Source organism: Halalkalicoccus sp. CGA53, assembly GCF_036429475.1.
Classification (GTDB): domain Archaea; phylum Halobacteriota; class Halobacteria; order Halobacteriales; family Halalkalicoccaceae; genus Natronorarus; species Natronorarus salvus.
This window is the reverse complement of record NZ_CP144125.1, coordinates 58,953-83,655: the sequence shown is the minus strand read 5'-3', so window position 1 is coordinate 83,655 and position 24,703 is coordinate 58,953. Positions and strand designations below refer to the sequence as shown.

Sequence of the window (24,703 nt, the reverse complement as noted above, 5' to 3'; positions counted from 1 at the left end):
CCGATGAGCCGACAACTGCCGGACGTACAGGCCGACCGACCGGAGGTCACGGTCGGTCTGAGCCAGGTCGGGGTCACGGGCGTCGAGAAGCTCGTGAAGCTCGCCCGCGCCGACGACCGCCCGATCGTGCTGATGGCGGAGTTCGAGGTCTTCGTCGACCTGCCGAGCTGGCGCAAGGGCGCCGACATGAGCCGGAACATGGAGGTCGTAAACGAGGTCCTAGAGGACACCGTACGGGAGGAGACCTACCGCGTCGAGGACGTCTGTGGCGACGCCGCCGAACGCCTGCTCGCGAAACACGACTACACCACCCAGGCGGAAGTCCGCATGGAGGCGGAGTTCATGACCCGCGACGAGACCCCGGCGACCGGCCGCGAGACCCAGGGCACCGTCGACATCATCGCGGGTGCGGTCGCGACGCCCGATGGCACCAGAGAGCGCATCGGCACCCGCGTCACCGGGATGACCGTCTGTCCCTGTTCACAGGGAATGTCCGCGGTGCGTGCCCGCGACACGCTCGTCGACCTCGACGTCGACGACGGGACGATCGAGGCGTTTCTCGACAGCGTCCCCCAACCGGGCCACTCCCAGCGCGGGCACGCGACGCTCGTCGTCGAGAGCGAGGGCGCACCCGAGGTGGACCTGATCGAGCTGATCGACGTCGCCCGCTCGTCGATGAGCGCGCGGATCTACAACCTCGCGAAGCGCCCGGACGAGGACCACATGACCTTCGAGAGTCACTCGAACGCGAAGTTCGTCGAGGACTGCGTGCGCTCGATGGCGAAGGGCGTCGTCCGGGAGTTCCCCGACCTGCCCGACGACGCGGTCGTGACGATGAAGCAGTCGAACGACGAGTCGATCCACCAGCACAACGCCCACGCCGAGCGAGTCGCGGAGTTCGGCACCCTCCGAGCGGAGATGAACGGCTCGGGGATGCCGGCGGACGACGACTAGAACGAGAGCGGGTCGGCTTCCTCCCAGCGCGGGGCGAACTCCTCGTGGACGTCGGCGGCGAACTCGGGGTCTTTGAGGTCGATCATCGCGAACACCTCGCCCGGCCGGAGCGGGTTCGCCACCTGGATGACGACCTCGCCGTCGTCGACGATGTTGAACGTCCCGTCGAGTTCGTCGGTGGTCCTGACCGCAAAGTGCGGGTGTCCCGAGAGGCGCTCGCGATACCGCTCGCCGACGCTCTCTGGGAGCGAATCGACCAGTCCCCGCGTCATCAGCACCGAGACGTCGACGCCGCGCTCGACCGCCTCCTCGAGCTTCTCCGTCACGTCGTCGCCGACCTCGCCGAGGTCGAACTGCGGGCTGGTCCCCGCGGCGATCATCACGATCCGCTCGTCGGCGGCCGAGAGCCGTTCGAGCAGCAGGTCGATCGTCTCCGCCTCGCCCACCGCCGCGGTCCAGAACTGCTCCTCGACGGGTTCGGCGGACTCGAGTTCGCCCTCGAGTTCGTCGACGATCTCCTCGTACTGGCCGATCGTCTGCTCCAGCTCGCGGCGTTTGTCGTCGAGCAGTCGCGAGAGCGCCGTCCCCGGCTCGACGGCCATGTACTTCTTCGGCCGGCTCGCGGTCTGACTGCGGACGAGGCTCTGTCCCTCGAGCCCGTTGAGCACGTCGTAGATCCGCCCCATCGGCACTTCGCTCGTGCGAGACAACTCCTTGGCGGTTGTCGGCCCGGTCGAGAGCAGCGTCCGGTAGACGCGTGCCTCGTACTCCGAGAGACCGAGGTCTCTGAGGCTGGCCATTGGAGTATCGATTCGTCCGGCGGAGATAAACCCTGTGCCTGTTGCTCACTCCAGCAGTCGGACGACACACGACTCCAGGTCAGCAGGCGTCCCGACCGGGTCGAGGCGATCCTGGCCGCGTTCGGCGAGCGCACCCGCTACTTCGGGGTCCGGGACGACCACCTTCTCGTGGTCGGCCATCCGGAGTGCCGCCCGGTGGAGGTCGCTTCCCGGCTCCCCGACCCGGATCACCAGCGGATCGGTACAGAGCCGGGCGCCGACCGCTCCGTAGCCCGCGAGTTCGGCACCCAGTCGGTCGCTCGCTCCGGCGAAGGCCCCGATCGCCTCCCGAGCGACCTCGCCATAGCGGGCCTCGTCGGCGAGCAGCGACAGATCACAGAGCGCGTCGGCCACCTCGACGGTGGTGTCGATCGGTTTCAGGGGTCGGTCGAGCAACCCCTCACCGATCGGTCGGCCGTCGACGAACGCGCCGTCCTCGAAGAGCGTCTCGACCGTCCAGTCCGCGATCTCTCGACCGACCTCGAGCGCCTCCCGGTCGCCGAGCACCGAGAACGCGGTCGCCGTCGCCCGGAGTACCCGACCCTGGTCCTCGAGTAGCCCTCGCTCGCCTCCCTCGCAGTGTGAGACGACGCCACCCTCGACGAGTTCGGCGAGGAGGTGTGAGAGGGACCGCTCGGCGTACCGCCTCACCCGGTCGTCGTCGGTCGTCGCGACATAGGTACAGAGCGCGTCGACCGCGAGCGCGTTCGCCCCGGCGTAGATAGCGGGATCGACCAGCGGCGTCTCCGAACCCTCGCGGTCGGTCGCGGATCCGAGGTAGTAGGCCGCGTCGGGCGCCTGGCTCGCCGCGAACGCCTCGCCGGTCCAGAGCGTCGTCGCGAGGAACTCGACGATCCTCACCGCTCGCTCGCGAAAGCGCTCCTCGCCGGTGACGAGGTAGGCGTTCGAGAACGCGCGGAGGACGCCCGCGTTCGTATCGAGGAGCTTCTCCGTGGCGACCTCTCCCCAGGTCGGCGTCGCGGCGTACCGGTGGACGCCGCCGTCGTACTCGTCGAGCAGCGCGGCCGTCACCGCGTCGAGCGTCGCCGTCGCCAGCTCCGGTTCGCGGGCGAGCGCGAACTCGACGGTCCGGGGGAGGGGGAACTTCGCGCCCGACCCCCAGCCGGCGTTCTCGGCGTCGAAGTGCTCGCGGACCGCTGCGAGCGCGTGGGCCTCGATCTCGGGACCGACCTCCCCTCTCGGGGGGTCGCCCCCTCCGAGCGCTCGGGGGACTCGCCCCGCGTCCTCGCCGCGCTCGCTCCAGACGTCGCGAACGCTCTCGACCGCGCTCCGGAAGCCGTCGGGACCGAGGTAGGTCGCGCCGGTGAGCACCTCCCCACCCGGGGTGAGGAACACGGTCGAGGGGAAGCCGCCGACGTTGTAGCGGTCCCTGACCCGCGGGCGCTCGTCGACGTCGACTCTGATCGGGACGAACGAGTCACCGACGTGGGCGGCGAGGCTCGGGTCGCCGTAGGTCCGCTCGTCCATCTCCCGGCACTCGGCACACCAGTGGGCGACCAGCGAGAGCAGGATCGGGGCGTCTCGCTCGCGCGCCTCCGCGAACGCCTCCTCGCCCCACTCGCGCCACTCGACGTGACCCGACGCGTCGTCCATGCCCCCGCTACCGCCGCGAGGGGGTAAGAGCCTGCGGTTCGGGGATAAAGCGTTTTGCACCCGGGGCAGGTAGAGAGAGGTATGTGGAAGAAGCTCCTCGCCGGGCTGTTGCTGATACCCCTACTCGACGCGCTGTTTCTCGTCTTCGTCGCCGGACAGCTCGGCTGGCAGCTCACCGTCCTGCTGGTGGTGCTCACGGCGCTGCTCGGCGTCGTCTTCATCCGCGCGGAGGGCAGACACACGATCCGTCGGTTCGAGCGCGCGGTCGCCGAGGGCGACATCCCGACGAACGAACTGCTCGACGCCGGGTTCCTGATCGCCGCCGGCGCGCTGTTGCTCACCCCCGGCCTGGTGACCGACGGCCTCGGCTTCCTCTTCGTCTTCCCACCGACACGCGCGGTGTTCCGGGGGGCGCTCAAGCGGTTCGTCATCGTCCCGTACGTCGATAAGAAGACCGGGGGGCTCGCGAGCGGGAGTATCTACACGTTCGGCTTCCCCAACACCGGCGCCCCGAGCGGGTCGAACGCCGGCTCGGGCGGCGGAGCGAAGGGGGAAACGGTCGACCTCGGACGCGACGAGTACGACGTGGACGAGGAGCGGCGCTGAGGGCCGAAGAGAAACCCTTAAAACCGAAAGCGGTCAACGTGGAAACGCGCTCGTCTGGGGCCAATAGCTTAGCCAGGTAGAGCGCTCGGCTGATAACCGGGAGGTCCTCGGTTCAAATCCGAGTTGGCCCATCCACAGCACGGTCGCCTCCTGGCCGACCGTCATCCGTGGGCCCGACTCCCCAGCCACCTAACTTCGGTCGGTACCAGTTTTCGAGAGCGGTGTCGCCGGCGGCGTCGGAGCCCGACCCGATCGGATCGACGAACTACGGCGGAGCGGGTTCACCACCGGAGGTCCGAAAGTCCGAACGGCTTCAAACGAGGAAGGCCCGCCGCGATCCGTCGCTCCGAGAACGCTCTCGACGGTCGCAGGTGGTCGGGCAGCGGATCGCAGACGCCCTCGGGGGCCGGTTCGGTCGCCCCCTCCGCGAGCATCCGGACGCCCGCCGTCGAGACGACCGGTGTCTCCATCACCCGCTCCTGTAGCCACGCCGAGGCCGAGAGCGCGGGGACCGGCGTGGGGACGATCAGCGGCCGTCGTCCGATCACCTCCCCGACTCGTCGAACGAGTCCCGAAAACGGGAGCTCCTCCGGGCCCGCGACGGCGACCGTCGTCCCCGAGAGCCGATCGGTCGTGAGGGCGACGGCGAGGACGTCGACGAGGTCCGCGACCGCGAGCGGGCGGACCCTGCGTTCCCCGAGGCCGACTCCCGGGAACACCGGGGTGGTCACGAGCGAGCGGGCGAGTCCCCGAAGCATCTGGTCCCCGGCTCCGTAGACGACGCCGGGTTTCACGACGGTGTACTCGAGGTCCGAACTGCGGACGACCTCCTCCGCGGCCCACTTCGACTCGAGGTAGCCCGACCCGCAGTCCGGGCGGGCGCGCAGGTAGCTCGTGAGGGCGAGCCTCTCGACCCCCGCGTCGGTCGCAGCCTCGACGACGCTCTTCGTCCCGGCGACGTGGACCTCCCGGTAGGTCTGTGCGCCACGCTCGTGGTTGATCCCGGCGAGGTGTGCCACGGCGTCGCAACCGGCGAACGCCTCGCGGAGCGCCGCGCCGTCGGTGACGGACGCCGCGACGAACCGGGTGTCCGACCGCTCCAGCGGGTCGACCTCCGGTTCCCGGGTTCCGCGTGCAACCGGCACGACCTCGTGTCCGTCGTCGCCGAGACGGTCGAGCAGGTGCGACCCCACGAAGCCCGTCCCGCCCGTGATCGCGACCTTCATAATCGGCCGTACCGTCCGTCGGCGATTAACGGGTTCGGTCACGGACGAGGGGTGACGGAGACCGACGGCCGAGTTCTCTCGGCGATCGCGACCGATCGAATCGCGGTGAAACGGTCCGACCACCGGTGAATACCCAAACGTGGTACTTATCTCCAGCGCCGTCGTCTAGAGCTATCGTCGATCGAGCACCCGTGCTGGCCGATGGTCTCGCGGGCGGTGTCGATCCGGGATACATCCACGTGGTCACGATAGTAGAACTCAGGATTTCGGCCGCGGACACGCTGTTCGCGGAGACGGTAGAGCGCGAGCCCTCGATCGAGATGGAGCTCGAACAGGTGGTGCTGACCGACGGTGTCCCGATCCGGTTTCGGGGAGCCTCGAGAGAGAGGGTCGAGGCGGCGCTCGAGGCGACCCCGGGCGTCGAGGAGTACACGCTGATCTCCGGGGGCGAGGGGGAGTCTCTCTACTCGATCCGGTGTGCAGAGGCGTTCAGGGTGCTCCCGTCGATCGTCGAGACCGGCGGGACGATCCTCACGGCGACGTGTTCGGAGGGGACGTGGTCGATCCGGCTGCGCTACGTGGACCGGGAGGACATCGAGGAGTCGCTCGAATCGCTGCGAGCGAACGGCGTCGACGTTTCGATCGCCGCGATCCGGACGATCGCGGAAGACGACCTCTCCGAGGTCGGGCTCACGGAGGAGCAGTACGAGGCGCTCGAACTCGCCATCGAGCACGGCTACTTCGAGATCCCCCGCGAGATCTCCCTGGAGGAGCTCTCCGAACACCTCGACATCTCACACCAGTCGCTCTCCGAACGGCTCCGCCGAGCGCAGCAGGGAATGTTGAACGAGGGCTTCACTGACGCCAACGCCTCCTCAGAAACGGCGTCCTGAACCCGGTTCCTGGCAGGCGATCGACTCCCCCCGATACTTCCCGACGAGCTGTATCTACCTCACGGCGCGGATCGCACCGCGGACGCGGTCGATAGCTCGCTGGAGTCCGAACAACGGAACTACTTTCGGTTACACCGATTCGACCGTGTGACCACCGTTCGTCCCACACCCCCGTGGATGGACGACTCGTTCGTCGTGAGTAACTCCGAACGGTTACCCCATCGGAACCTATTTCACCGTCCCATCGTTCGTAGTATCTATGTCGATACAACGCCGGCGGTTCCTCGCGCTCGCGGGTGGAACGGTGACGGCTGGACTCACCGGTTGTACGGGGATGGTGGATGACGGAGAGGGAGACGCCGGAGACGGGGAGAACGGCGGCGGTGACGATGCCGGAGAGGACGGCGATAGCGCGAGCGGGGAATCCGGGGGGAGCGTCGAGGGCGAGGAACTCGTCCTCACGACGACGACGAGCACCTACGACACGGGCCTGCTCGACGAGGTCAACCTCGCGTTCGAAGAGCGTTTCGGCACGCCAGTTCAGGCGATCGCACAGGGCACCGGTGCGGCGCTCGAGACGGCGAGAAACGGCGACGCGGACGTGATCATGGTCCACGCCCGCGGACAGGAGGACGAGTTCCTGGAGGAGGGCTACGGGGTGAACCGACGGGATCTGATGTTCAACGACTACGTGATCGTCGGCTCCGCGGACGACCCGGCGGGGATCGAGGGAGGGGGGGACGCGATCGAGGCGTTCGCTGCCATCGCCGGGGCCGAGGAGCTGTTCGCCTCTCGCGGGGACAACTCGGGGACGCACTCGGCCGAACTCGCGATCTGGGAGGAGTCCGACGCCGAGCCGGGCGGGGAGTGGTATCTCGAGACCGGACAGGGGATGGGTGATACGCTCAACCAGGCGAGCCAGCAGGGGGCGTACACCCTCGCCGACCGCGGGACGTACATCTCCCAGCAGGGCGAGATCGAACTCGTGATCCTCGTCGAGGGCCCCGTCAAGGGCGGCCCCGAGATCCTCGCGAACCCGTATGGGGTACTCGCGGCGAACCCCGCCCGGTTCGAGGATCGGAACTACGACCTCGCGATGGCGTACCTCGGCTTCCTCACCGGTCCGGAAGGCCAGGACGTCGTCGAGAACTACGCGCTCGACGGCGAACAGCTGTTCTTCCCCGAGGCACTCTCTGAGGACCCGAACTTCGAGCAGTACGTCCCGGAAGGGTGGAGTGCCGACGGCGATGCGGAGGACGACGACGGTGATTGAACGATGTCGATACCGGTGACCGCGGTGGCCCTGTTGACCGCCGAGACGCTCCCGGCGTTCGTCGATCTCCCGTTCGAACGCCACTACATCACGAGCATCGTCCGCGTCTCGCTCACCGTGAGCCTGATCGCGGTGGCGATCTCGACGCTGTTCAGCCTCCCCGTCGCGATGGCCGTCGGGTTCAATCGGTTCCCCGGAAAGAGCCTCGTGACGGCGATCATCAACACGGGGATGGGCTTTCCGAGCGTCGTCGTCGGCCTCGTCGTGCTCTTTGCGCTCTCGAGCAGCGGCCCGTTCGGCTCGCTGGGACTGGTCTTCACCCCGGAGGCGATGATCATCTCGCAGTTCGTGCTCGCGACGCCGGTGATCACGGGGGTGAGCCTCGCGGCGGTGACGAGCGTCGAGGAGAGTGTCCGCGACGCGGCGTTCGCGATGGGGGGAACCCGACTCGACGTCGCGCTCGTCGTGATCAAGGAGGCACGCTTCGGCATCGCGACGGCCGTCCTCGCCGGCTTCGGCCGGGCGATCAGCGAGGTCGGCTCGGTCCTCATCGTCGGCGGGAACATCGCCTACGCCGACGGCACCTCCTACACCAGAAACCTCACGACGGCGATCCAGCTCGAGGCGAGACAGGGCCGGTTCGAGACCGCGATGTTCCTCGGGGCGATCCTCGTCGTGCTGGTCCTCCTCGTGAACGCGGCCGTCGGCCGTCTCGGCGGGAGCGGGGGGACGCGATGACGGCCCTCCTCGAGGTGAGCGACGTCTCGCACGCGTACGACGAGCGGGTGTTCGAGGGGCTCTCGCTCTCGGTCGAGCGCGGCGAGGTGCTGGCGATCATCGGTCCGTCCGGGGTCGGCAAGTCCACCCTCCTCCGGCTGCTCGCGCTGTTCGAACGGCCCGGTAGCGGGGCGATCCGGTTCGAGGGAACCGACGTCTGGGCGGTCTCCGAGGGCCGGCGACTCGCGATGCGTCGGAACGTCGGGATGGTGTTTCAGGAGGCCAGCCTCTTCGACGTTTCAGTGCTGGAGAACGCCGAGTACGGCCTCCGGGTGCGCCAGTCCTGGACCGACAGGGTAAGACGGAGCGTCGCGGACCTCGTCGGCAGACGAAACGGGACGGCCGAGGCGGCGAGCGAGGCGCTCTCGGTCGTCGGTCTGAACGGGAAAGAGGAGCAGAACGCCCGATCGCTCTCCGGTGGGGAGGCCCAGCGCGTCGCGTTCGCCCGTGCGCTCGCCTACGACCCCGACGTGTTGCTGCTCGACGAGCCCACCTCCGACCTCGACCCCCGGAACACCGCCGTGCTGGAGGAGGCGATCGACGAGGCGCGAGGGCGAGGGATCGGCGTGGTCCTCGCGACGCACGACATGCACCAGGCAGAGCGGATCGCCGACCGCGTGGCGGTGGTGCTCGGGACCGGGATCGCCGAGATCGGACCGACCGAGCGGGTCTTCGATGAGCCACGCGACGGGCGGACGCGGAAGTTCGTCGAGGGCGAGCTGGTCTACTGATACTGTCGTCTGTACGTCGTTCACAAGTATCGAACCCTCGTGGTGCCGGGACTCGGTAGACGGATACAGCCGACAGTATGACCCGGCCCGACCGCTGGATTGATCCCGACCGCGCCGGTCTGAGCGAACGTCGAATGGACGAGGAACTGCGCGAGGGGTTCGAGGTGCAACTCGTGGTCGGCGACCTCGCGGTGACGAAACGCGATGTCGAGCTCCTCTCGGCGATCGACGACCACGGCTCGATCCACGCCGCGGCGGCCGCCCTCGGTCGGTCGTACGCCCACGCCCAGCGCCGGATCGTCGCCCTCGAGGAGGCGCTCGGCCCCCTCACGGAGCGAACCCGGGGGGGATCCGGTGGCGGCGGGAGCAGCCTCACCGACACCGCCCGGGCGCTCTCGCGGCGGTTCGGGCGGCTCGAAGCCGCCTCCTCCGGGCTGGCGACGGTCGGGAAGACGGTTCTCGAGGGTCGGGTCGTCGACCGGACGGGCGAACTCGGCGTCGTCGAGACGGGGGTCGGCCGGCTCCGCGCGCTCGTCCCTCCGGAGTCCGAGTCGGTCGAGGTGTCGATCCGGGCGGACGCGGTCACGCTCACCGCCCCCTCGGAATCGCCGGACGAGGACGGGACGAGCGCGCGAAACCGGTTCTCGGGGACCGTCCGCTCGATCGACGCGGGGGAGACGGTCGCGACGGTCACGGTCGACGTAGGCGGCGAGACGCCGCTCTCGGCGCTCGTGACCCGGTCGAGCCTCGACCGTCTCGACCTCGCTCCGGGAACCGAGGTCGAGGTCTCGTTCAAGGCGACCGCGACGCGGGCGACGGCTCGACCGCTCGACGGGGTCTGAAGGCGTGAAAACCGTGTCGGCCGATGGACCTGCGGAGTGGGGTGGGGAGGTACACAGTACCCATCGCCGACACCAGTTTCTTTTACGGCCAGAAATATATTAATTGCGGTGTCTATGTCGAACGACCGATATGCCGAGCGCCCGACGGTTCCCGGTTCGAGCGTCGTCGTCGGCCCCCGTCGAACGGCTCTACACCCCGGTCGTCGATCAGCGGACGGTCGAGTTTCTTCCCGTTCGTCTATGGCATGGCGAAAGTACATACCGGGTGGACGTGTAGCGGGACGTGGATGGTCTCGCTTCGGGACTGTCCGCATACACCCCGTATGAGTGTCGACGGGCCCGTGGGCATTTCCACGGCCCCTTCGATCACGAGGGGTCTCTCGAAACGCAGAGCCGTTATGCTCCTCGCAGCGTGTAGTAAGGGTATGTGCGGACGCTACACCCTGACGGTCTCGGGCGAGGTCCTGGAGGTGCGATTCGACGCGCGAGCGACCGAACCGATCGAGCCGACGTACAACGCCGCGCCGCGCGAGTCGTTGCCGGTGATCCGTGCCGACACGCCCGAGACCATCTCGCCGATGACCTGGGGGCTCACCCCGACGTGGGCGGAGGACCGCCGCGACCTGATCAACGCCCGTTCGGAGACCGTGGCCGAGAAACGGAGCTTCCGGGAGGCCTACCGCGAGCGACCGTGTCTCGTGGTGGCCGACGGCTTCTACGAGTGGGTCGACGAGGGCGGGGAGAAGCGACCCTACCGGGTCGCCCGTCGCGACGGCGAGCCGTTCGCGATGGCCGGGCTCTGGGAGGCCTGGACGCCGCCGACGCGCCAGACCGGACTCGACGCCTTCTCGGGGGAGGGGAGTGCGGACGAGACCGAACCGACCGAGGCGTTCACGATCCTCACGACCGGGCCGAACGAGGTGGTCGAGCCACTGCACCACCGGATGGCGGTCGTCCTCCCCGAAGACCGAGAACGGGAGTGGTTGACGGCCGACCCGGACGAGCGACGCGACCTGCTCCGGCCGATCCCCGGCGAGGGGTTCCACTCCTACCCCGTCTCGACGGCGGTGAACGATCCGAGCGTCGACGGACCCGAACTGATCGAGGAGGTCGGCGCGTGAGCTACGAGGCGGTCGTCTTCGACAACGACGGCGTGATCGTCGAACTGACCGACTGGTCGGTCATCCGCGAGGCGGTCAGGGAGACGTTCGCGTCGTTCGACGTCGACCCGCGCGAGGAGGACGTCGAGGCGCTCCTGCGCACGACGCCGGAGGGTCTCGCGTCGGTCTCCCGCCGGCACGGCCTCGACCCCGCGGATCTCTGGCGCGCCCGCGACGCGAACGCCTCCGCCGTCCAGCAGGAGGCGATCCGTGCGGGCGAGAAGTCGCTCTACGACGACGTCTCGGCGCTCTCTACCCTCCCATCGACGCTCGGAATGGTGAGCAACAACCAGCAGGAGACCGTCTCGTTCATCGTCGAACACTTCGACCTCACGGAGTTCGAGGTCGTCTACGGGCGCGAGCCGACCCCGGAAGGGATCGAGCGGAAGAAGCCGAGCGGCCACTACATCGAACGCGCGCTCTCAGCGCTCGACTGCGATCCGGGCGAGGCGCTCTACGTCGGTGACAGCGGCGTGGACGTGCTCGCCGCACGGGCGGTAGGTGCCGACAGCGCGTTCATCCGCCGGGAGCACAGGGTCGACTACGACCTGCCGGCGACCCCCACCCACGAGATTGAGAGCCTCCACGACCTGGTGGGCGTGTTCGAGGGTTAAACCGAACCACTCAGGTCGCGGGCGACTCGAACGGGGGTATGCGTCTGGCGCGCGCGGCGGTCGACGGCCGGGTCGTCTCGGGTTCCTACGACGGCGAGTGCATCGCGCACGAGGGCGAACGGTTCCAGGTACCAGAAACGGAGCTGCTCGCCCCGTGTGATCCGACGGCGCTCTACTGTGTTGGCAGGAACTACGCGGAGACGCTCTCACAGATGGACTACGACCGCCCCACAGAGCCCGACTTCTTCATCAAACCCCCGGTTTCGGTGATCGCCCACCACGACCCGATCGAGTACCCGGCGTTCACCGAGGAGTTCACCTACGCGGGCGAACTCGCGGCCGTGATCGACGAGCGCTGTACCGACCTCTCGGAGGAGGACGTTCCGGACGCGATCCGGGGGTACACGGTCATGAACGACCTGGACGCGCTCGACCAGCAGGGGCGCACGGCCAGGAAGGCCTTCGACGGCTCCGGTCCGCTCGGACCGTGGATCGAGACCGACCTCGACCCGAGGGGGATCGAGATGCACACCGAGATAAACGGAGGTCGGCGTCAGGAGGCGAACACAGAGTTGATGCTGTTCGACCCGTTCGAGGTCGTCTCGTACCTCTCCGAGCGCTTTACGTTCCAGCCCGGCGACGTGGTCGCCTTCGGGAGCCCCGCGAACCCGGGGCTGATCGGACCCGGCGACCGGATCGAGATCACCTACGAGGGGGTCGGCACCCTCGTCAACGAGGTCGTCCCCTCCCGGTCGTAGTCGGCCGAGAGCCGGTGGCGTCGTAGATCCAGTCGGGCGTCACCCGCCGGTCCACGGACGGAGTCGCGGTATCCACCGTGGGACCGCCTCGCAGTATCGCTCGTACACCTCGCCGTGTTTCTCCGCTAGATGTGGCTCCTCCCAGCCGACCACCCGGTCGTGGAAGCCGAGGAGACAGCCCGCGGCCCACCAGAGCACGTGCAGCGATCTGAACAGGATCGCCTGACCGAGGACCACCAGGAGGACGGCGAGGTACATGGGGTTGCGCACGTGGGCGTAGATCCCACCGACGACGAGCGGCTCCGGTTCGTCGATCGGCGCCGGGGTCCCCTCCCCTTCGTCCGCGAACCGCCAGGCGGTGTGCACGTAGAGCAGCGCGCCGGCGAGGATCGAGAGCGTCCCCGCCACCCGGGAAGCCGGCCGGGGGAGCGGTAGTTTCGGACCGTCAGGGTGTTCGCGTCGGCGGAGTAGCTGCGGGATCCACACCCCGACCGATCCGGGGACGACCAGCGTAAACAGCGCCGATTTGCAGAGCGTGCGTGGCGATGCCATGGCTCACACACCACGCGCGGGGTAAAAAGACCGCTCGACCGGAAGACGACTCGGCTGACGTCTCAGACCCGTGCGAGGAGGTCGTCGACCACGCCGTTGAACGCCTCGGGCGCGTCGGCGTTGACGAGGTGGCCGGCGTCCGGGATCGAGGCGACCGACGCGTCGAGCGCGTCGGCGAGCCGCTTGCTCTGTGCTTTCACCGCGCTCGCCTCGTACTCGCCGTAGATCAGGGCGGAGGGGGCGTCGGTCACGATCTCCGGCGGTGTGAACCGGTAGAGCGCGTCGAACGTCTTCACGTACTCCGAGCGCGAGATCTCGGAGACGGTCTCGAGCGCGCGCTCTCTGACCTCGTCGTCGATCGCGAGCCAGGGGTGGCCCTCCACCGCTCTGATCCCAGAGAGCAGCAGTTCGAACGTCGCCCGCTGGCCGGTGAGCGCGAGCGTCATCGCGAGCCCTCCGGTTGGCGAAGCCGCGCGCTTGTACGCCGTCGGCAGCGGGACCGGCGGCATCGTCCGGAGCGCCCCGGCGAGTGCGAGTCCCCGCACAGGGTACCGCTCGGCGTAGGCCTGTGCGATCATCGACCCGAGCGAGAGCCCGCAGACTACCGGTTCCTCGACGTCGATGGTGGTGAGGAGGTCGTGGAGGTCGTCGGCGAATCCAGGTACCGTATACCGTCGGAGGTCGGTCTTCCCGGTCCGGCCGTGTCCGCGGACGTCGAAGGTGACGACGCGGTGGTCCTCACTGAACCGCTCGACCTGCGGTCGCCAGCTGGTCGCGTCGAGGAAGCCGCCGTGGAGGAAGACGATCGGCGGCCCCTCGCCGACGTCGTCGTACCAGAAGGGGGTCTCGCCGAGTTCTATCGTGCTCATTGTGGGGTGTTACGTCCGGGTGCGGGTGAAGCTTCTCATTGCGGACGCCCTTTCTTCGGATATCTTCTCACTTCTATCTAGACAAAAAACTCTCTTCTGGTAGAAATATAGTTTAATCGCTACTTGCATACTGTTACGAAAGACATAAATTTAGACTACTGTACCGATTACTGGTATGACACCAATTCACGTGTCACGACGAGGGGTACTGCGGGGAATCGGTGCGGCGGGCGTCGGTCTGACGTTCGCCGGGAGCACGAGCGCGGGCGGCGAGGGGACCTATATCGTCAGCACGGGTGGAAACGGCGCTCGACGGAACCTTGAGAGGGCTGGGTTCGACGTAACACGCGAACTCGCGGGTGGATCTGTGCTGATCGTCTCCGGACCGGCGAACGCCGAGGAGGACGCGAACGTCGGCGGCGTCGACGCCGTCACGCCGAACTTCGAGGTGAATCTCGCGGAGCCTTTCGCGGAGGACCACACGACCGGGGACGCCGAATTCACCGAGAACCAGTGGGACAAGGAGATCACCGACACGTTCGAAGCCCACCACCACGCGACCGGCGAGGGGAGCCGAATCGTCATCGCCGACACCGGCGTCGACGGCACTCATCACGACCTCGAAGGAAACTTCAACGAGGACCTGAGCCTCTCCTTCATCAACGGTGGCCAGGAAGCCCCCCACAGCGGCGACAGCGGCGACCACGGCACTCACGTCGCGGGGACCGCGGCGGCGACCGGCGCGGAAGGTGTAACGGGCACCGCCCCCGACGCCGAACTCGTCTCGGTGCGCGTGCTCGGCCCCGACAGCAGTTCGTTCGCGGACGTCCTCGCGGGCGCGGATTACGCAGCTGAGATCGGTGCCGACGCCGCGAACTTCAGCCTCGGTGCGGGGCCGTTCCCGTCGGAGGCGAATCCGGACGGAACGCGCGTCGCGGTTCAGCGGGTGATGCAGGACGCCGCCCGTCGCGGCACCGTCTCGACCGTCTCGTCGGGTAACGCCGAGACGAACCTCCAGCAGGGAGGACTGTTCTACCTCCCCGGTACCGTCCAGGGCGTCATGACCGTCTCCGCGAGCGGTCCAGGGGACGACCTCGCGTTCTACTCGAACTACGGAACCAACGAGATCGAGGTTGGCGCACCCGGCGGCGGCCGCGAGACCTTGGAGGAGACGGTGATTCCCGACGACCTCGTCTTCTCGACCGAACCCGATGCCACCTACGGCTGGAAGGCCGGCACCTCGATGGCCGCCCCACAGGTCGCGGGACTCGTCGCCCTCGTCCGCGAACTCGAACCTATCATGAACGCGAACCGGGTCGAGAACGCGATTGCCCACGGCGCGGAACTCGTCGACGGCCGCAGCAGCCTGGAGTTCGGCGCCGGACGGATCAACGCGCTGAACACCGTCGAGCGAGTATAGTAGTCACTCGAACAGCTCCCCGTGCCGGCTCGCCAGATCCGTATACGCCCCGGAGGAGTATTCCTCGAACGTCTCCTCGGGGTCTATCGTCGTCTCCGAGAGCGGGATCACCTGTGCGGGGACCCCCCGGGCGAACGACCCGGCGGGAATCTCGTAGTTGTCCGGAACGACCGTTCCTGCGGCGACGATCGACCGTTCGCCGACGCGCACCCCGCTCGCGAGCGTCGCGTTGAACCCGATCAGCGAGCCGTCCGCTATCTCTACCTCGTCGGTCACCGCACCGTGGCCGACCATCACCCGCTCGCCGACGACCGAGGCGTGAAGCGTCGCGTTGTCGCCGACGTGGGACTCGCGACCGATCCGTACCGGCGCGATATCGCCCCGGAGGACGGTCCCGGGCCAGACGCTCGCGTCCGCCTCGACGGTGACGTCACCGATCAGCGTCGCCTCGCGACTCACGAACGCCGCCGGATCGACCGTCGGCCTCGATCCCTCGAACCCGTACTCGCGCCTGTCTTCCATGACCCCAGCTACCGCACACCGAGTGATACCGTTTTCCCCGGGCCGATCCCTCGGCGAATCCCGGAAAACACACTTGATCTCCCGTGTCGTATGCGACCCCATGTCAGTGGAACTGCCGGCGTCGCGGTGTCTCCAGTGCGGGTTCAGCGCACCGCCGGGCGAGGGGTGGGCCACGGTCGAGGTGCCCAAGTTCGGGACCATGACGCGCTGTCCGGAGTGTGGCAGCACGAACGTGATGACCGGCCAGTAGCTCGATCGGTCGCCCGACGCGTCGTAGATCGCTCTCACTCGACGCTGATCGTCCGAGACATCCAGCCGGTCGCGCCGTCCGGGAGCGCGTCTCCCTCCTCGCCCTCCTGTACCGTGCCGTCGCCGTCGATCGCCCGGACGACCACCTCGTACTCGCCGGGATCGGCCTCGAACGAGTGGCGCCACTGCCGCCACGTCGCGGCCTCCGAGAGCGTCTCGCTCAGCTTCGCCTCCTCCCAGCTAGTCCCGCCGTCGATCGAGACCTCCACGGCGTCGATCCCCCGATCGCCGGCGTAGGCGTGGCCGCCGACCTGCATCCCCTCTCCGCTCTGTTCGGCGCTCCAGAGCTTCGCGACCGTCCGCATCGGCGCGGTGCCGTTCCAGCCGCGCGAGCCCCAGTAGCCCTCTCCCTCCTCCTCGGTGATCTCGATCCGGTCGATCCACTTCACGTTCACCTTCCCCCACGTGCCGGGCATGAGCAGCCGGACCGGGAAGCCGTGTTCCCGCGGCAGCGTCTCGCCGTTCATCGCGTAGACGAGCAGCCCACGCTCGAGGTAGCCCTCGATCGGGACGATCTCGTCGTAGCCGTCGAGCGCGTGGATCGTCGCGTACTCGCCACGAGGTGCAGCCCCCGAGAGCAGGTCGGCGACCGGCACCCCGGTCCAGACGGCGGTGTCGAGGAGGTTCCCGTCGACCGGCTCTCCGATACACCGGAGCGTCGCGGTGACCACCTCCGCGTCGCGCGCGAGGAGGTCCTCGTAGTCGATCGCCACCGTCCCCTCGACCGCGCCCTCGACGGACAGCGTCCAGCCCTCGGCGTCGAACGTCGGCGTCGCGCTGTTGATGTCGACGGTGTAGAACTCGCCGATCTCGCTCACCAGCCCCGGCGCGCCGGGAAGGTCGAACGAGCGCTCCCGCGCTTCGTCCAGGCGGGACTCGACCGCGAGTTCCGTCCCTGTCGGGAGATCGAGCGGCGGAGGCGGCGCGCGCTCGCCGCCGAGCCGTCCGAGCAGCGTCCCGATCACGCCGACGCCGACGACGGCCGCGCCGACGCGAAGCACCTGTCGTCGCGGTCCGTCGACGCTCCCCGTTCCGGGGCGTGTTGGCACGGCGAGCAGGACGAGCAGGACGCCGGTCGCCACACCCGTAGCGGAGAGGAGCGAGCCGACGAGCCCGAGGGCCAGGAGACCGCTCGACACGCCCCCGAGTGCGGCTCCGGCGTGCGGTGACTCCGCCCGCGCTCCTGCGACGAGACTCGCGTAGCTCACGACGGCGAGCAGGCTTGCGGTCATCGCGCCCGCGGTGAGGACCAGCAGCGTCTCGCCGAGGGAGCCGAGCGTCTCTATCACCGTGTTCACCACGATCGCGGGGCTGTAGCCGACGAGGAGTTCGGTCGCCGGGACGGCGATGAACGCGCTCGCGCCGCCGGTGGCGAGGTACGACCCGAGAACTCCGGCGATCCCCGCGATCAGCGACGCGAACGCCCCGACGACCGATCGATCGGACACACGATCAGCTAGGGACTCCCTCCGGTAAACGCTATCGCGCCCGAGGCCCGGTCACTCGCAGTCGCGGTCGCCTCGCTCGACGCGCGTGTAGAGCGCGTAGGCCGCGGCCCCGATCCCCCCGAGACCGGCGAGAATTCCGAACCCCGGCTGTTCCTCGACCGCACTCGCGATCGAGTCGATGTCGCGAGATTCCGTTCCGCTCTCGGTCGGCGAGGGCTCGTTCGCGAGCCCGCTCCCGTCGTCGCGCTCCCCGTCACCGGGCGCTACGCTCTCCTCGCCCTCCTCCGTTCCGTCGTCTTCGGACCTCGACCCTCCGTCGTCCCCGTTCTCGTGGCCACTGCTCGCGTCGTCTTCCACCTCGTCGCCGGTTCCGGTGTCGTCGTCTCCCCCGTCTCCAGCCTCGTCGCCCTCCCCGTCCTCTCCAGGTTCGCCGTCCTCGCTCTCGTCGCCGTCGTCCGTCACCTTCCCCTCCGGACTCCCGTCGTCGGGACCGGTCGGGTCGCTCTCGTCGTCGTCACCCTCTTGATCCTCCGGATCGTCCGACCCGTCTCCCTCGTCCTCTCCCTCCGTCGCGTCGCCGAACGCGCCGATCCCATCGGCGGTCGAGACGAGGAGGCTCCCGTCCCCGACCGCCAGGCCGTGGGCGTCCACGTTCGAGAGCGACCACCGTTCGACGCCCGTCTCCGCCTCGAAGGCGTAGAGCGCGGGCGCCCTCCGTCCGCCCTCGTGGGTGTTCGTCGCGTAGACCCGGTCGCCCGCGAGCAACGGACCGCGAAAGCGCGGCTCCTTGATCACCTCCCAGCCGCCGTCCGGGCCGTCCGAGAACAGCCCCGATCGGCTCCCGACGGTGACCGTCTCGCCGTCGGTCGCGACGCCCTCGATCCCGTCCCCCCAGATCGACCGGCGCTCCTCGCCGGTGTCGGGATCGAGGACGAACGCCTCGGTCTCGCTCCAGGCGAGCACCGCTCGCCCGGTCGCGGAGACGGCGACGATCCCTGGTGCGGGATCCGCGTGCCATCGCTCCTCGCCGTCGTTCGCCGAGCGCGCTCTCACCCCGTCGTCCACGACGAAGACGGCCCCGTCCGTGGCCGCCGGGGCGGTCCCGTCCACCCGAAACCGCCGCTCGCCGTCGGTCGAGACGGCGTGGGTGCGCCCGTCGGAGACGTAGACCGTCCCGTCCGCGACGACCGGCGACGACGTCGCCGGACCGTCGAGGGCGTATCGCCAGCGCTCGTCCCCGGTACCGGCGTCGACGGCGACGAGCTCCTCGCCGACGGCGAGGTAGACCGCATCCCCGTCGGTCGCGGGTGCCCCCTCGATCCCCTCACTGACCGGGAGGCTCCAGCGCTCCTCGCCGTCGGCCGTGTCGAGCGAGAGGAGTTCGCCGGCCTCGGTGGCGACGAACGCGGCGCCGTCGGCGAGCGTCGGGACGCTCGTCGCCGTACCGTCCCGCCACCAGCGTTCGGTCGGGTCGTCGATCGTCGGTCCGTCGGCGGTCGCACCGGACCGGCCGGGGTCGGTACCGGAGGGGTCCTCCGAGGCACCGGCCACGCCGTCTCCGTCGATCGTCGCGGAGCCGACGAGCAGGCCACAGAACGCGGCGAGGACGCTCCGGCGGCTCGTTCGTCGCGTGTGCATCTCTATCGCCGCTCCTCTAGTGGCGGTGATAACTCCTCGCTCAGCGAGAGGTAGCCCACCCACCGACCCCGCGGTAACCGCGCGGACCGCAACGCATAGCACGCGCCGTCGCCTCCCCCATCACATGACGCTCCGAGCCCGCGATCTGATGACGAGGGACGTTGCCACCGCCAGCCCGGACGAGGAGGTGGGGGACGTGCTCGGCCGCCTCGCACGCGCCGACTTCGACGGTCTGCCCGTGCTGGACGAGGGGGGCCTCGTCGGCATCGTCACCCGGGGTGACATCCTCCGGCTCTTCCGGAGCGACGACCGCGTCGTCTGGGTCCCGATCGGCGTCCCGCCGTTCAGCGAGACGCTCACCTACGCGATCGACCTTCCCTTCGACGACCTGGACTTCGGGATCGACGTGGCGAAACGGGCGCGGAAGCCGATCCGTGAGGCGATGACCGTCGACGTCGTGAGCGTCGACCCCGACGCCGAGTTCGACGACCTGGTCTCGCTGCTGACCGACGAGGAACGCGACATCAACCGGCTCCCGGTGCTTGAGGGCGACGTGCTCGTCGGCATCGTCACGCGACAGGACCTCCTGCGGGCGCTCCGCCCGTCCGAGCGCTGACCGTCTCGGGACTTCCTCCCTCCCCCGACGTCGACCGGAGCCTCGACCTCGTACACGGCCGTCCGACCCCCGTCGTGGGCGGGGTGCTCTCTCCTCGGTAGGAGGCGGGCATCGGGGGAGTGCGCCGCGTTATCGCGCCTCTCCGGTAACTTAAGTGGACTCCTCCTCTACTACCGGCACATGTCTGAGAACGAAGGCTCCGGACGCCGAAACCTCCGTATGCCCTCCGACGACGAGCTGTTCGCCGTCGTCACCGAACATCTCGGGGGCAACCACGTCCGCGTCCGCTGTGAGGACGGCAAGACACGTCTGGGGCGGATCCCGGGCCGAATGAAGTACCGCACCTGGATCAACGAGGACGACATCGTCCTCGTCGAGCCGTGGTCCTGGCAGGACGAGAAGGCGAACATCGAGTGGCGCTACACCGAGCAGGACGCCGACCAGCTCCGACGCGAAGGCCACATCAACTGATTCTCCGGGCCGAGAGCTCGTCCCCGAGCGACCGCTCAGCGCTCTTCGAACCCTCCGGTCGATCGGTACTCCGCCGCGAGCTCGACGTAGTGGTCCTGGATCCGGGCGATCTCCGCGCGCTGGCCCTCGCTGAGCGGGCGGGTCTCCGCGGGCGCGCCGTAGGCCAGGTGCCCCTCCGGGACGGTCTGGTCCTGGAGCACGACGCTCCCCGCCGCGACGAGCGCGTTCGACTCCACCCTTGCGCCGCCCAGCACGACGCTCTGTATGCCCACGAGCGAGTCGTCCTCGACCGTCGCGTAGTCGATCACCACGTTGTGGCCCACCGTCACTCGATCGCCGATCTCCGCACCGTGGAGCATCGAGAACTCCTGCACGTTCGAGCCCTCGCCGACGCTCGTCTCGCCGCCGTCGCCTCTGAGGCAAACGAACGGCCAGACGCTCGACGCCGCTCCGATCGAGACCTCGCCGATCAGGTAGGCCATCTTCGAGACGAACGCCGTCTCGTCCACCGCGGGCTCGTGTCCGCCGAACGCGTCGCGCATGCACCCCGTTCCCGACGAGAGGGGTAACCCCTATCGATGTGGCCCCGACCACACCGAGGAGCTCGTCGACCCGCGACCCGGACGGTGTGGCCGGTCAACGTATATGAGTATCGACCGCGACGTGCGCTCCATGAGCAGGTTCCCGGAGGAGTTCGACGACTGCGAGGGGATCGTCGCCCCGGACGGGTCGTACGACGAGGAGGCGGTCGCGGCCCTCGAACTCGACGACGAGGAGTTCTGCGAGCTGTACGAGTCGATGGTCCAGGCGCGGGCGCTCGAGGAGCGCGGGCTGGCGTTGCAGCGCCGGGGCGAGTTCCACTTCTGGATGGAGTGTCGCGGCCTGGAGGCGGCCCACGTCGGCCCGGCGGCGGCGCTCGCCGACCGAGACTGGATGAACACCGAGTGGCGCCAGTACGGCGCACAGATCCAGCGGGGGCGTCCGCTCGTCGACATCCTGCTGTTCTGGCTCCGCGGGTACGAGACCTGGGAATCCGACGAGATAGACGAGATGGACGCCTACGAGCGGCGGCTGCCCCACATCGTCGCGGTCGGGACGCAGGTCCCGCAGACGGTCGGGCTGCTGTGGGGGCGGGCGCTTCAGGGACACGACGAGGTCGGGCTCGTCGGGGTCGGCGACGGCGGGGCGAGCAAGGGCGACGTCCACGCCGGGATGAACTTCGCCGGCGTGTTCGACGTGCCGGTCGTCTTCCTGGTGCTCAACAACCAGTGGGCGATCTCGACGCCCGTCGACGGTCAGACCGCCGCCGAGACGTACGCCAGCCGGGCGCCAGGCTACGGGTTCGACGGCGTGCTCGTCGACGGGAACGACGTGCTGGCGACCTACCGCGAAACCCGCCGGGCGGTCGAGCGCGCCCGGGCGGGCGAGCCGACCCTGGTCGAGGCGCTGACCTACCGCCGCGGCGCACACTCCTCGAGCGACGACGACACCCGCTACCGCTCCGAGGAAGATGTCGAACGGTGGCGCGAGCGCGACCCGATCGACCGCTACGAACGCTTTCTCGTCGATCGAGATCTCTGGGACGAGGGGTACGCCGAGTCGGTCCGGGAGCGGGCCGAGCGACGTGCCCGGGAGGCCGCCGAGGAGGCGCTCGCGATCCGGGGCGAGGGCTCACCAGAGGAGCTGTTCGACGAGCTGTTCGCGAACCCGCCGGCGTACGTCGACGAGCAGCGCGAGGAGCTGCTCGCACTCGTCGAGGAACACGGCGAAGGGGCCTTCCGGTGGTGACGATGGCGGCCGACGGACTCACCCTGGTCGAGGCCGTCGCCGAGGCGATGCACGACGAGATGAGTGAGGACGAATCGGTCGTCGTCCTCGGCGAGGACGTCGGTCGCTCGGGTGGCGTCTTCCGCGCGACCGAGGGACTGTACGACGCGTTCGGCCCCGACCGGGTGATCGACACCCCACTCACGGAGACGGGGATCGCGGGCGCGGCGATCGGGCTGGCCGCGTCCGGGCTGCGTCCCGTCGCGGAGATCCAGTTCTCCGGGTTCACTTACGCCGCGCTGGAACAGCTCTACACCCGGGCAGCGCGTATGCACGCCCGATCGCGGGGCCAGTTCCCCTGTCGGATGGTGCTACGCGCGCCGTTCGGCGGCGGGGTCCGCGCGCCCGACCTCCACGGGGAGTCGATGGAGGCGATCTTCGTCCACCACCCCGGATTCAAGGTGGTCGTCCCGAGTACGCCGCGGGACGCGAAGGGGCTGCTGATCGCGGCGATCCGCGACCCGGATCCCGTCGTCTTCCTCGAGCCGAAGAAGGTTTACCGGTCGTTCCGCGAGGCGGTCCCCGAGGGCCCCTACGAGCTGCCGATCGGCGAGGCCGCGGTTCGACGTGAGGGCGAGGACGTCTCGGTCTTCACCTGGGGGGCGATGACACGGCCGACGCTCGCGGCGGCCGACGAGCTCGAGGGGGAGGTCGACGTCGAGGTGGTTGACCTGCGGACGCTCTCGCCGATGGACCGGGGGGCGATCGTCGACTCGTTCCGGAAGACCGGCCGGGCGGTCGTCGTCCACGAGGCGCCGAGGACCGGCGGGCTCGCCGGCGAGATCACCGCGCTCATCCAGGAGGAGGCGCTTTACTACCAGGAGGCGCCGATCGCCCGGGTCACCGGCTGGGACACGGTCTACCCGCTGTACGACTTAGAGGACTTCCAGCTCCCGAACGCGACCCGGGTGCGAGAGGCGATCCGGGATGTCGTCTCGGTCTGAGCCGGACGGATGAGCCGGCCCGGCCGATCGGTCGCCCGGAGGCCGGAGCGCCCGTCGAACTCGATCGCCGGACCGCCGGTTCGACGGATCGCTCGTCCGATTCGATCGCCCGCTCGCTCTCACCCGATCGCTCCCTCCTCGCGGAGTCGCTCGAGCGTCGTGTCGTCGTAGCCGACCTCCCGGAGCACCGCCTCCGTGTGCTCGCCCCGTTCCGGGATCGACTCGTTCGGTTCCTCGGGGAGCCCGGGCCCGCGGGCCGGGAACCCGACCCGCGCCGGGACGTCGTCCGGCCGCCGTACGAGCCGGTTTCTGATCTGAGGGTGATCGAGCGCCTCGGCGGGCGTGAGCACCGGCGCTGTCGCCGTCTCGTCGCCCAGCGTCCGGACCCACTCCTCCCGGGTTCGACCCGCGAACAGCTCCTCGAGGTCGGCCCGTAGCGCCTCCCGTTCCGCGGGATCGGTCGTCCCGTGGACGCCGATCAGGTCCTCGCGGCCGGCCTCCGTGCAGAACGCCCGCCAGAACGACGGCTCCAGCGCGCCGAGAGTGACGTACCGTCGATCGGCGGTCTCGTAGACGTCGTACCAGGGGTAGGCGCCGGTGAGCGCTGTCTCGCCCGGACGCGGATTTTCCCCCGACAGCGCCTCGGTCGCGATCGACTGCGAGAACGACGCGACCACGTCGGTCATCGCCACGTCGACGTAGTCGCCGCCACCGCCGAGTTCGCGCGAGAGGAGCCCCCCGAGGATCGAGAACGCGGCGACGAGCCCGCCGGCGAGGTCCGCGATCTGGTAGCCCGGGAGCTGTGGCATCTTCGACTCGTCCTCGCGGGTCATGTCGAGCAGCCCCGCGAGCCCGGCGTAGTTGACGTCGTGGCCCACCCGATCGGCGTACGGACCGGTCTGACCGTAGCCCGACAGCGAGCAGTAGACCAGCTCCTCGTTGTGCGCCCGGAGCGACTCGTAGTCGACGCCGAGCCGGTCGACGACGCCGGGTCGAAACCCCTCGAGGACGACGTCGGCCCCGGTGACCAGGTCGTAGAAGGCCGCACGGCCGCTCTCGGACTTGAGGTCGAGGCCGACGCTCCGCTTTCCCCGGTTGACGGCGTCGAAGATGGCCCCGACCCCCCGATCCGAGAACGGCGGCATCTCCCGTGCGTAGTCGCCCACGTCGGTGTCCTCGACCTTGATCACGTCCGCGCCGAGGTCGGCGAGCAGCTGGGTCGCGTACGGCCCCGGGAGCAGCCGCGAGAGGTCGAGCACGCGGATAGCGTCGAGTCGCATACTCCCGAGACGGGCGGTCGTTCGATAAAGGGCGGCTCTCGGACGGCTGCGATCGCCTCACTCCGGGTGGCTCCCGGGTCACGTGCTCTTCGACCGCCGCACCGATGAACTCGATCTCGGTGACGAGTTCGGTGCCGAGTTCGTCGATTCGCCTCCTCGCGCGTGAGCTCCTCGGCGAGGTGCCTGTTCACGAGCAGGTCGCGGTACAGCGTGTCGACGGCTCGCTGAGTGACGACGGACTCGTCCGTGTCGGGTGTTCGGCGAGCCTCCGGACCCGATCGGAAACGCTATCGGCCACCGTGGGAGTACGTCGGACTGCTCGCTCTATACCCTCGGACGGGGCGGTAGCAGATCGAAGAGGTGGTGTAGTGTTCGAATTAATCGATGGCCTCGGCACCCACACACGCGAATCTATCGTCCCGCTTTCTCAGTGAATTCGCGACACACATCCCACCAGCTCGCGGTCGGTGGAGGGTAAACGACCGATCCATAGCTCCTCGCAGGGTGCACTGAAGCTCCC

Annotated in this window: 26 protein-coding genes and 1 tRNA gene; 17 read left to right on the top strand and 10 right to left on the bottom strand. The window is 68.9% G+C overall.

Features of this window, described 5'->3' with window-relative positions; genetic code table 11:
- Window positions 1-3 precede the first annotated feature (3 nt).
- Complete coding sequence (mptA, locus tag V2L32_RS01620) at window positions 4-954, top strand: GTP cyclohydrolase MptA (RefSeq protein WP_331234692.1); 951 nt, start codon at window positions 4-6, stop codon at window positions 952-954.
- On the opposite strand, the gene V2L32_RS01615 is transcribed toward mptA, so the two are convergent.
- Together V2L32_RS01615 and V2L32_RS01610 are read right to left on the bottom strand one after the other, a co-directional pair.
- Window positions 951-1,754: a TrmB family transcriptional regulator gene (locus V2L32_RS01615; protein WP_331234691.1), complete on the bottom strand. Its 804-nt coding sequence runs from the start codon at window positions 1,752-1,754 to the stop codon at window positions 951-953. The two genes, mptA and V2L32_RS01615, sit on opposite strands and share 4 nt — an antisense overlap.
- 45 nt (window positions 1,755-1,799) lie before the next feature.
- A complete protein-coding gene (locus tag V2L32_RS01610) occupies window positions 1,800-3,407 on the bottom strand; it encodes a DUF255 domain-containing protein (RefSeq protein ID WP_331234690.1) in 1,608 nt (535 codons plus the stop codon).
- Between the two features lie 81 nt (window positions 3,408-3,488).
- On the opposite strand from V2L32_RS01610, the gene V2L32_RS01605 reads away from it, so the two are divergent.
- Window positions 3,489-4,013 carry an FxsA family protein gene (locus tag V2L32_RS01605; RefSeq protein ID WP_331234689.1) on the top strand — a complete coding sequence of 175 codons (525 nt, stop codon included), beginning with the start codon at window positions 3,489-3,491 and terminating at the stop codon, window positions 4,011-4,013.
- Between the two features lie 57 nt (window positions 4,014-4,070).
- A tRNA-Ile gene (locus tag V2L32_RS01600) sits at window positions 4,071-4,144 on the top strand.
- Between the two features lie 150 nt (window positions 4,145-4,294).
- Here V2L32_RS01600 and V2L32_RS01595 read toward each other — a convergent pair.
- Window positions 4,295-5,239: an NAD-dependent epimerase/dehydratase family protein gene (locus V2L32_RS01595; protein WP_331234688.1), complete on the bottom strand. Its 945-nt coding sequence runs from the start codon at window positions 5,237-5,239 to the stop codon at window positions 4,295-4,297.
- 191 nt (window positions 5,240-5,430) lie between these two features.
- Between V2L32_RS01595 and V2L32_RS01590 the strand changes: the two genes are divergently transcribed.
- From V2L32_RS01590 to V2L32_RS01555, 8 genes are all read left to right on the top strand, one after another.
- The gene (locus tag V2L32_RS01590; protein WP_331234687.1) at window positions 5,431-6,132 is read left to right on the top strand and encodes a helix-turn-helix domain-containing protein; all 702 of its coding nucleotides are present in this window, start codon (window positions 5,431-5,433) and stop codon (window positions 6,130-6,132) included.
- A gap of 259 nt (window positions 6,133-6,391) precedes the next feature.
- Complete coding sequence (locus V2L32_RS01585) at window positions 6,392-7,405, top strand: substrate-binding domain-containing protein (protein WP_331234686.1); 1,014 nt, start codon at window positions 6,392-6,394, stop codon at window positions 7,403-7,405.
- A 3-nt stretch (window positions 7,406-7,408) separates the two neighbouring features.
- Window positions 7,409-8,143 carry an ABC transporter permease gene (locus V2L32_RS01580; protein ID WP_331234685.1) on the top strand — a complete coding sequence of 245 codons (735 nt, stop codon included), beginning with the start codon at window positions 7,409-7,411 and terminating at the stop codon, window positions 8,141-8,143.
- On the top strand, window positions 8,140-8,913 hold the full coding sequence (locus V2L32_RS01575; protein WP_331234684.1) for an amino acid ABC transporter ATP-binding protein: 774 nt from the start codon (window positions 8,140-8,142) through the stop codon (window positions 8,911-8,913). Before V2L32_RS01580 ends, V2L32_RS01575 begins: the two co-directional genes overlap by 4 nt.
- Before the next feature lie 134 nt (window positions 8,914-9,047).
- The gene (locus tag V2L32_RS01570) at window positions 9,048-9,755 is read left to right on the top strand and encodes a TOBE domain-containing protein (RefSeq protein WP_331236651.1); all 708 of its coding nucleotides are present in this window, start codon (window positions 9,048-9,050) and stop codon (window positions 9,753-9,755) included.
- Window positions 9,756-10,180: 425 nt separating this feature from the next.
- Window positions 10,181-10,876: an SOS response-associated peptidase gene (locus tag V2L32_RS01565; protein WP_331234683.1), complete on the top strand. Its 696-nt coding sequence runs from the start codon at window positions 10,181-10,183 to the stop codon at window positions 10,874-10,876.
- Window positions 10,873-11,529, top strand: a complete 657-nt coding sequence (locus tag V2L32_RS01560; RefSeq protein WP_331234682.1) for an HAD family hydrolase — start codon at window positions 10,873-10,875, stop codon at window positions 11,527-11,529. Before V2L32_RS01565 ends, V2L32_RS01560 begins: the two co-directional genes overlap by 4 nt.
- A gap of 38 nt (window positions 11,530-11,567) precedes the next feature.
- Window positions 11,568-12,287 (top strand): fumarylacetoacetate hydrolase family protein, encoded by a 720-nt coding sequence (locus V2L32_RS01555; protein ID WP_331234681.1) that lies wholly within the window; start codon window positions 11,568-11,570, stop codon window positions 12,285-12,287.
- Window positions 12,288-12,326: 39 nt separating this feature from the next.
- Here the strand turns inward: V2L32_RS01555 and V2L32_RS01550 are convergent, their stop codons facing one another.
- The gene (locus tag V2L32_RS01550; RefSeq protein ID WP_331234680.1) at window positions 12,327-12,839 is read right to left on the bottom strand and encodes a methyltransferase family protein; all 513 of its coding nucleotides are present in this window, start codon (window positions 12,837-12,839) and stop codon (window positions 12,327-12,329) included.
- A 62-nt stretch (window positions 12,840-12,901) separates the two neighbouring features.
- On the bottom strand, window positions 12,902-13,708 hold the full coding sequence (locus V2L32_RS01545; protein ID WP_331234679.1) for an alpha/beta fold hydrolase: 807 nt from the start codon (window positions 13,706-13,708) through the stop codon (window positions 12,902-12,904).
- Between the two features lie 175 nt (window positions 13,709-13,883).
- On the opposite strand from V2L32_RS01545, the gene V2L32_RS01540 reads away from it, so the two are divergent.
- Window positions 13,884-15,128: a S8 family peptidase gene (locus V2L32_RS01540; RefSeq protein ID WP_331234678.1), complete on the top strand. Its 1,245-nt coding sequence runs from the start codon at window positions 13,884-13,886 to the stop codon at window positions 15,126-15,128.
- A gap of 3 nt (window positions 15,129-15,131) precedes the next feature.
- Here the strand turns inward: V2L32_RS01540 and V2L32_RS01535 are convergent, their stop codons facing one another.
- Entirely contained in the window at window positions 15,132-15,650 is a 519-nt protein-coding gene (locus V2L32_RS01535; RefSeq protein WP_331234677.1) for a gamma carbonic anhydrase family protein, read from the bottom strand.
- Between the two features lie 100 nt (window positions 15,651-15,750).
- On the opposite strand from V2L32_RS01535, the gene V2L32_RS01530 reads away from it, so the two are divergent.
- Window positions 15,751-15,900 (top strand): hypothetical protein, encoded by a 150-nt coding sequence (locus V2L32_RS01530; RefSeq protein WP_331234676.1) that lies wholly within the window; start codon window positions 15,751-15,753, stop codon window positions 15,898-15,900.
- A gap of 34 nt (window positions 15,901-15,934) precedes the next feature.
- On the opposite strand, the gene V2L32_RS01525 is transcribed toward V2L32_RS01530, so the two are convergent.
- Together V2L32_RS01525 and V2L32_RS01520 are read right to left on the bottom strand one after the other, a co-directional pair.
- Window positions 15,935-17,407 carry a molybdopterin-dependent oxidoreductase gene (locus tag V2L32_RS01525; RefSeq protein WP_331234675.1) on the bottom strand — a complete coding sequence of 491 codons (1,473 nt, stop codon included), beginning with the start codon at window positions 17,405-17,407 and terminating at the stop codon, window positions 15,935-15,937.
- 51 nt (window positions 17,408-17,458) lie between these two features.
- Complete coding sequence (locus V2L32_RS01520) at window positions 17,459-19,045, bottom strand: outer membrane protein assembly factor BamB family protein (RefSeq protein ID WP_331234674.1); 1,587 nt, start codon at window positions 19,043-19,045, stop codon at window positions 17,459-17,461.
- A 124-nt stretch (window positions 19,046-19,169) separates the two neighbouring features.
- On the opposite strand from V2L32_RS01520, the gene V2L32_RS01515 reads away from it, so the two are divergent.
- The gene (locus V2L32_RS01515; RefSeq protein ID WP_331234673.1) at window positions 19,170-19,661 is read left to right on the top strand and encodes a CBS domain-containing protein; all 492 of its coding nucleotides are present in this window, start codon (window positions 19,170-19,172) and stop codon (window positions 19,659-19,661) included.
- A 180-nt stretch (window positions 19,662-19,841) separates the two neighbouring features.
- Window positions 19,842-20,132, top strand: coding sequence for a translation initiation factor eIF-1A (gene eif1A, locus V2L32_RS01510; protein WP_331234672.1), 291 nt, complete (start codon window positions 19,842-19,844; stop codon window positions 20,130-20,132).
- Window positions 20,133-20,167: 35 nt separating this feature from the next.
- On the opposite strand, the gene V2L32_RS01505 is transcribed toward eif1A, so the two are convergent.
- Window positions 20,168-20,674 (bottom strand): gamma carbonic anhydrase family protein, encoded by a 507-nt coding sequence (locus V2L32_RS01505; protein WP_331234671.1) that lies wholly within the window; start codon window positions 20,672-20,674, stop codon window positions 20,168-20,170.
- A gap of 130 nt (window positions 20,675-20,804) precedes the next feature.
- On the opposite strand from V2L32_RS01505, the gene V2L32_RS01500 reads away from it, so the two are divergent.
- Both V2L32_RS01500 and V2L32_RS01495 read left to right on the top strand, forming a co-directional pair.
- Window positions 20,805-21,920, top strand: coding sequence for a thiamine pyrophosphate-dependent enzyme (locus tag V2L32_RS01500; RefSeq protein ID WP_331234670.1), 1,116 nt, complete (start codon window positions 20,805-20,807; stop codon window positions 21,918-21,920).
- A 2-nt stretch (window positions 21,921-21,922) separates the two neighbouring features.
- A complete protein-coding gene (locus V2L32_RS01495; RefSeq protein WP_331234669.1) occupies window positions 21,923-22,903 on the top strand; it encodes an alpha-ketoacid dehydrogenase subunit beta in 981 nt (326 codons plus the stop codon).
- Window positions 22,904-23,022: 119 nt separating this feature from the next.
- Here the strand turns inward: V2L32_RS01495 and V2L32_RS01490 are convergent, their stop codons facing one another.
- Window positions 23,023-24,183, bottom strand: a complete 1,161-nt coding sequence (locus V2L32_RS01490; RefSeq protein ID WP_331234668.1) for a CaiB/BaiF CoA transferase family protein — start codon at window positions 24,181-24,183, stop codon at window positions 23,023-23,025.
- Between the last annotated feature and the right edge of the window lie 520 nt (window positions 24,184-24,703).

What these genes read in the sequence shown, in the direction of transcription:
- mptA (WP_331234692.1), top strand. Translation starts at nt 4, where the DNA reads ATGAGCCGACAACTGCCGGACGTACAGGCCGACCGACCGGAGGTCACG.
- V2L32_RS01615 (WP_331234691.1), bottom strand. Translation starts at nt 1,754, where the DNA reads ATGGCCAGCCTCAGAGACCTCGGTCTCTCGGAGTACGAGGCACGCGTC.
- V2L32_RS01610 (WP_331234690.1), bottom strand. Translation starts at nt 3,407, where the DNA reads ATGGACGACGCGTCGGGTCACGTCGAGTGGCGCGAGTGGGGCGAGGAG.
- V2L32_RS01605 (WP_331234689.1), top strand. Translation starts at nt 3,489, where the DNA reads ATGTGGAAGAAGCTCCTCGCCGGGCTGTTGCTGATACCCCTACTCGAC.
- V2L32_RS01595 (WP_331234688.1), bottom strand. Translation starts at nt 5,239, where the DNA reads ATGAAGGTCGCGATCACGGGCGGGACGGGCTTCGTGGGGTCGCACCTG.
- V2L32_RS01585 (WP_331234686.1), top strand. Translation starts at nt 6,392, where the DNA reads ATGTCGATACAACGCCGGCGGTTCCTCGCGCTCGCGGGTGGAACGGTG.
- V2L32_RS01580 (WP_331234685.1), top strand. Translation starts at nt 7,409, where the DNA reads ATGTCGATACCGGTGACCGCGGTGGCCCTGTTGACCGCCGAGACGCTC.
- V2L32_RS01575 (WP_331234684.1), top strand. Translation starts at nt 8,140, where the DNA reads ATGACGGCCCTCCTCGAGGTGAGCGACGTCTCGCACGCGTACGACGAG.
- V2L32_RS01570 (WP_331236651.1), top strand. Translation starts at nt 9,048, where the DNA reads ATGGACGAGGAACTGCGCGAGGGGTTCGAGGTGCAACTCGTGGTCGGC.
- V2L32_RS01565 (WP_331234683.1), top strand. Translation starts at nt 10,181, where the DNA reads ATGTGCGGACGCTACACCCTGACGGTCTCGGGCGAGGTCCTGGAGGTG.
- V2L32_RS01555 (WP_331234681.1), top strand. Translation starts at nt 11,568, where the DNA reads ATGCGTCTGGCGCGCGCGGCGGTCGACGGCCGGGTCGTCTCGGGTTCC.
- V2L32_RS01550 (WP_331234680.1), bottom strand. Translation starts at nt 12,839, where the DNA reads ATGGCATCGCCACGCACGCTCTGCAAATCGGCGCTGTTTACGCTGGTC.
- V2L32_RS01545 (WP_331234679.1), bottom strand. Translation starts at nt 13,708, where the DNA reads ATGAGCACGATAGAACTCGGCGAGACCCCCTTCTGGTACGACGACGTC.
- V2L32_RS01540 (WP_331234678.1), top strand. Translation starts at nt 13,884, where the DNA reads ATGACACCAATTCACGTGTCACGACGAGGGGTACTGCGGGGAATCGGT.
- V2L32_RS01535 (WP_331234677.1), bottom strand. Translation starts at nt 15,650, where the DNA reads ATGGAAGACAGGCGCGAGTACGGGTTCGAGGGATCGAGGCCGACGGTC.
- V2L32_RS01530 (WP_331234676.1), top strand. Translation starts at nt 15,751, where the DNA reads ATGTCAGTGGAACTGCCGGCGTCGCGGTGTCTCCAGTGCGGGTTCAGC.
- V2L32_RS01520 (WP_331234674.1), bottom strand. Translation starts at nt 19,045, where the DNA reads ATGCACACGCGACGAACGAGCCGCCGGAGCGTCCTCGCCGCGTTCTGT.
- V2L32_RS01515 (WP_331234673.1), top strand. Translation starts at nt 19,170, where the DNA reads ATGACGCTCCGAGCCCGCGATCTGATGACGAGGGACGTTGCCACCGCC.
- eif1A (WP_331234672.1), top strand. Translation starts at nt 19,842, where the DNA reads ATGTCTGAGAACGAAGGCTCCGGACGCCGAAACCTCCGTATGCCCTCC.
- V2L32_RS01505 (WP_331234671.1), bottom strand. Translation starts at nt 20,674, where the DNA reads ATGCGCGACGCGTTCGGCGGACACGAGCCCGCGGTGGACGAGACGGCG.
- V2L32_RS01500 (WP_331234670.1), top strand. Translation starts at nt 20,805, where the DNA reads ATGAGCAGGTTCCCGGAGGAGTTCGACGACTGCGAGGGGATCGTCGCC.
- V2L32_RS01495 (WP_331234669.1), top strand. Translation starts at nt 21,923, where the DNA reads ATGGCGGCCGACGGACTCACCCTGGTCGAGGCCGTCGCCGAGGCGATG.
- V2L32_RS01490 (WP_331234668.1), bottom strand. Translation starts at nt 24,183, where the DNA reads ATGCGACTCGACGCTATCCGCGTGCTCGACCTCTCGCGGCTGCTCCCG.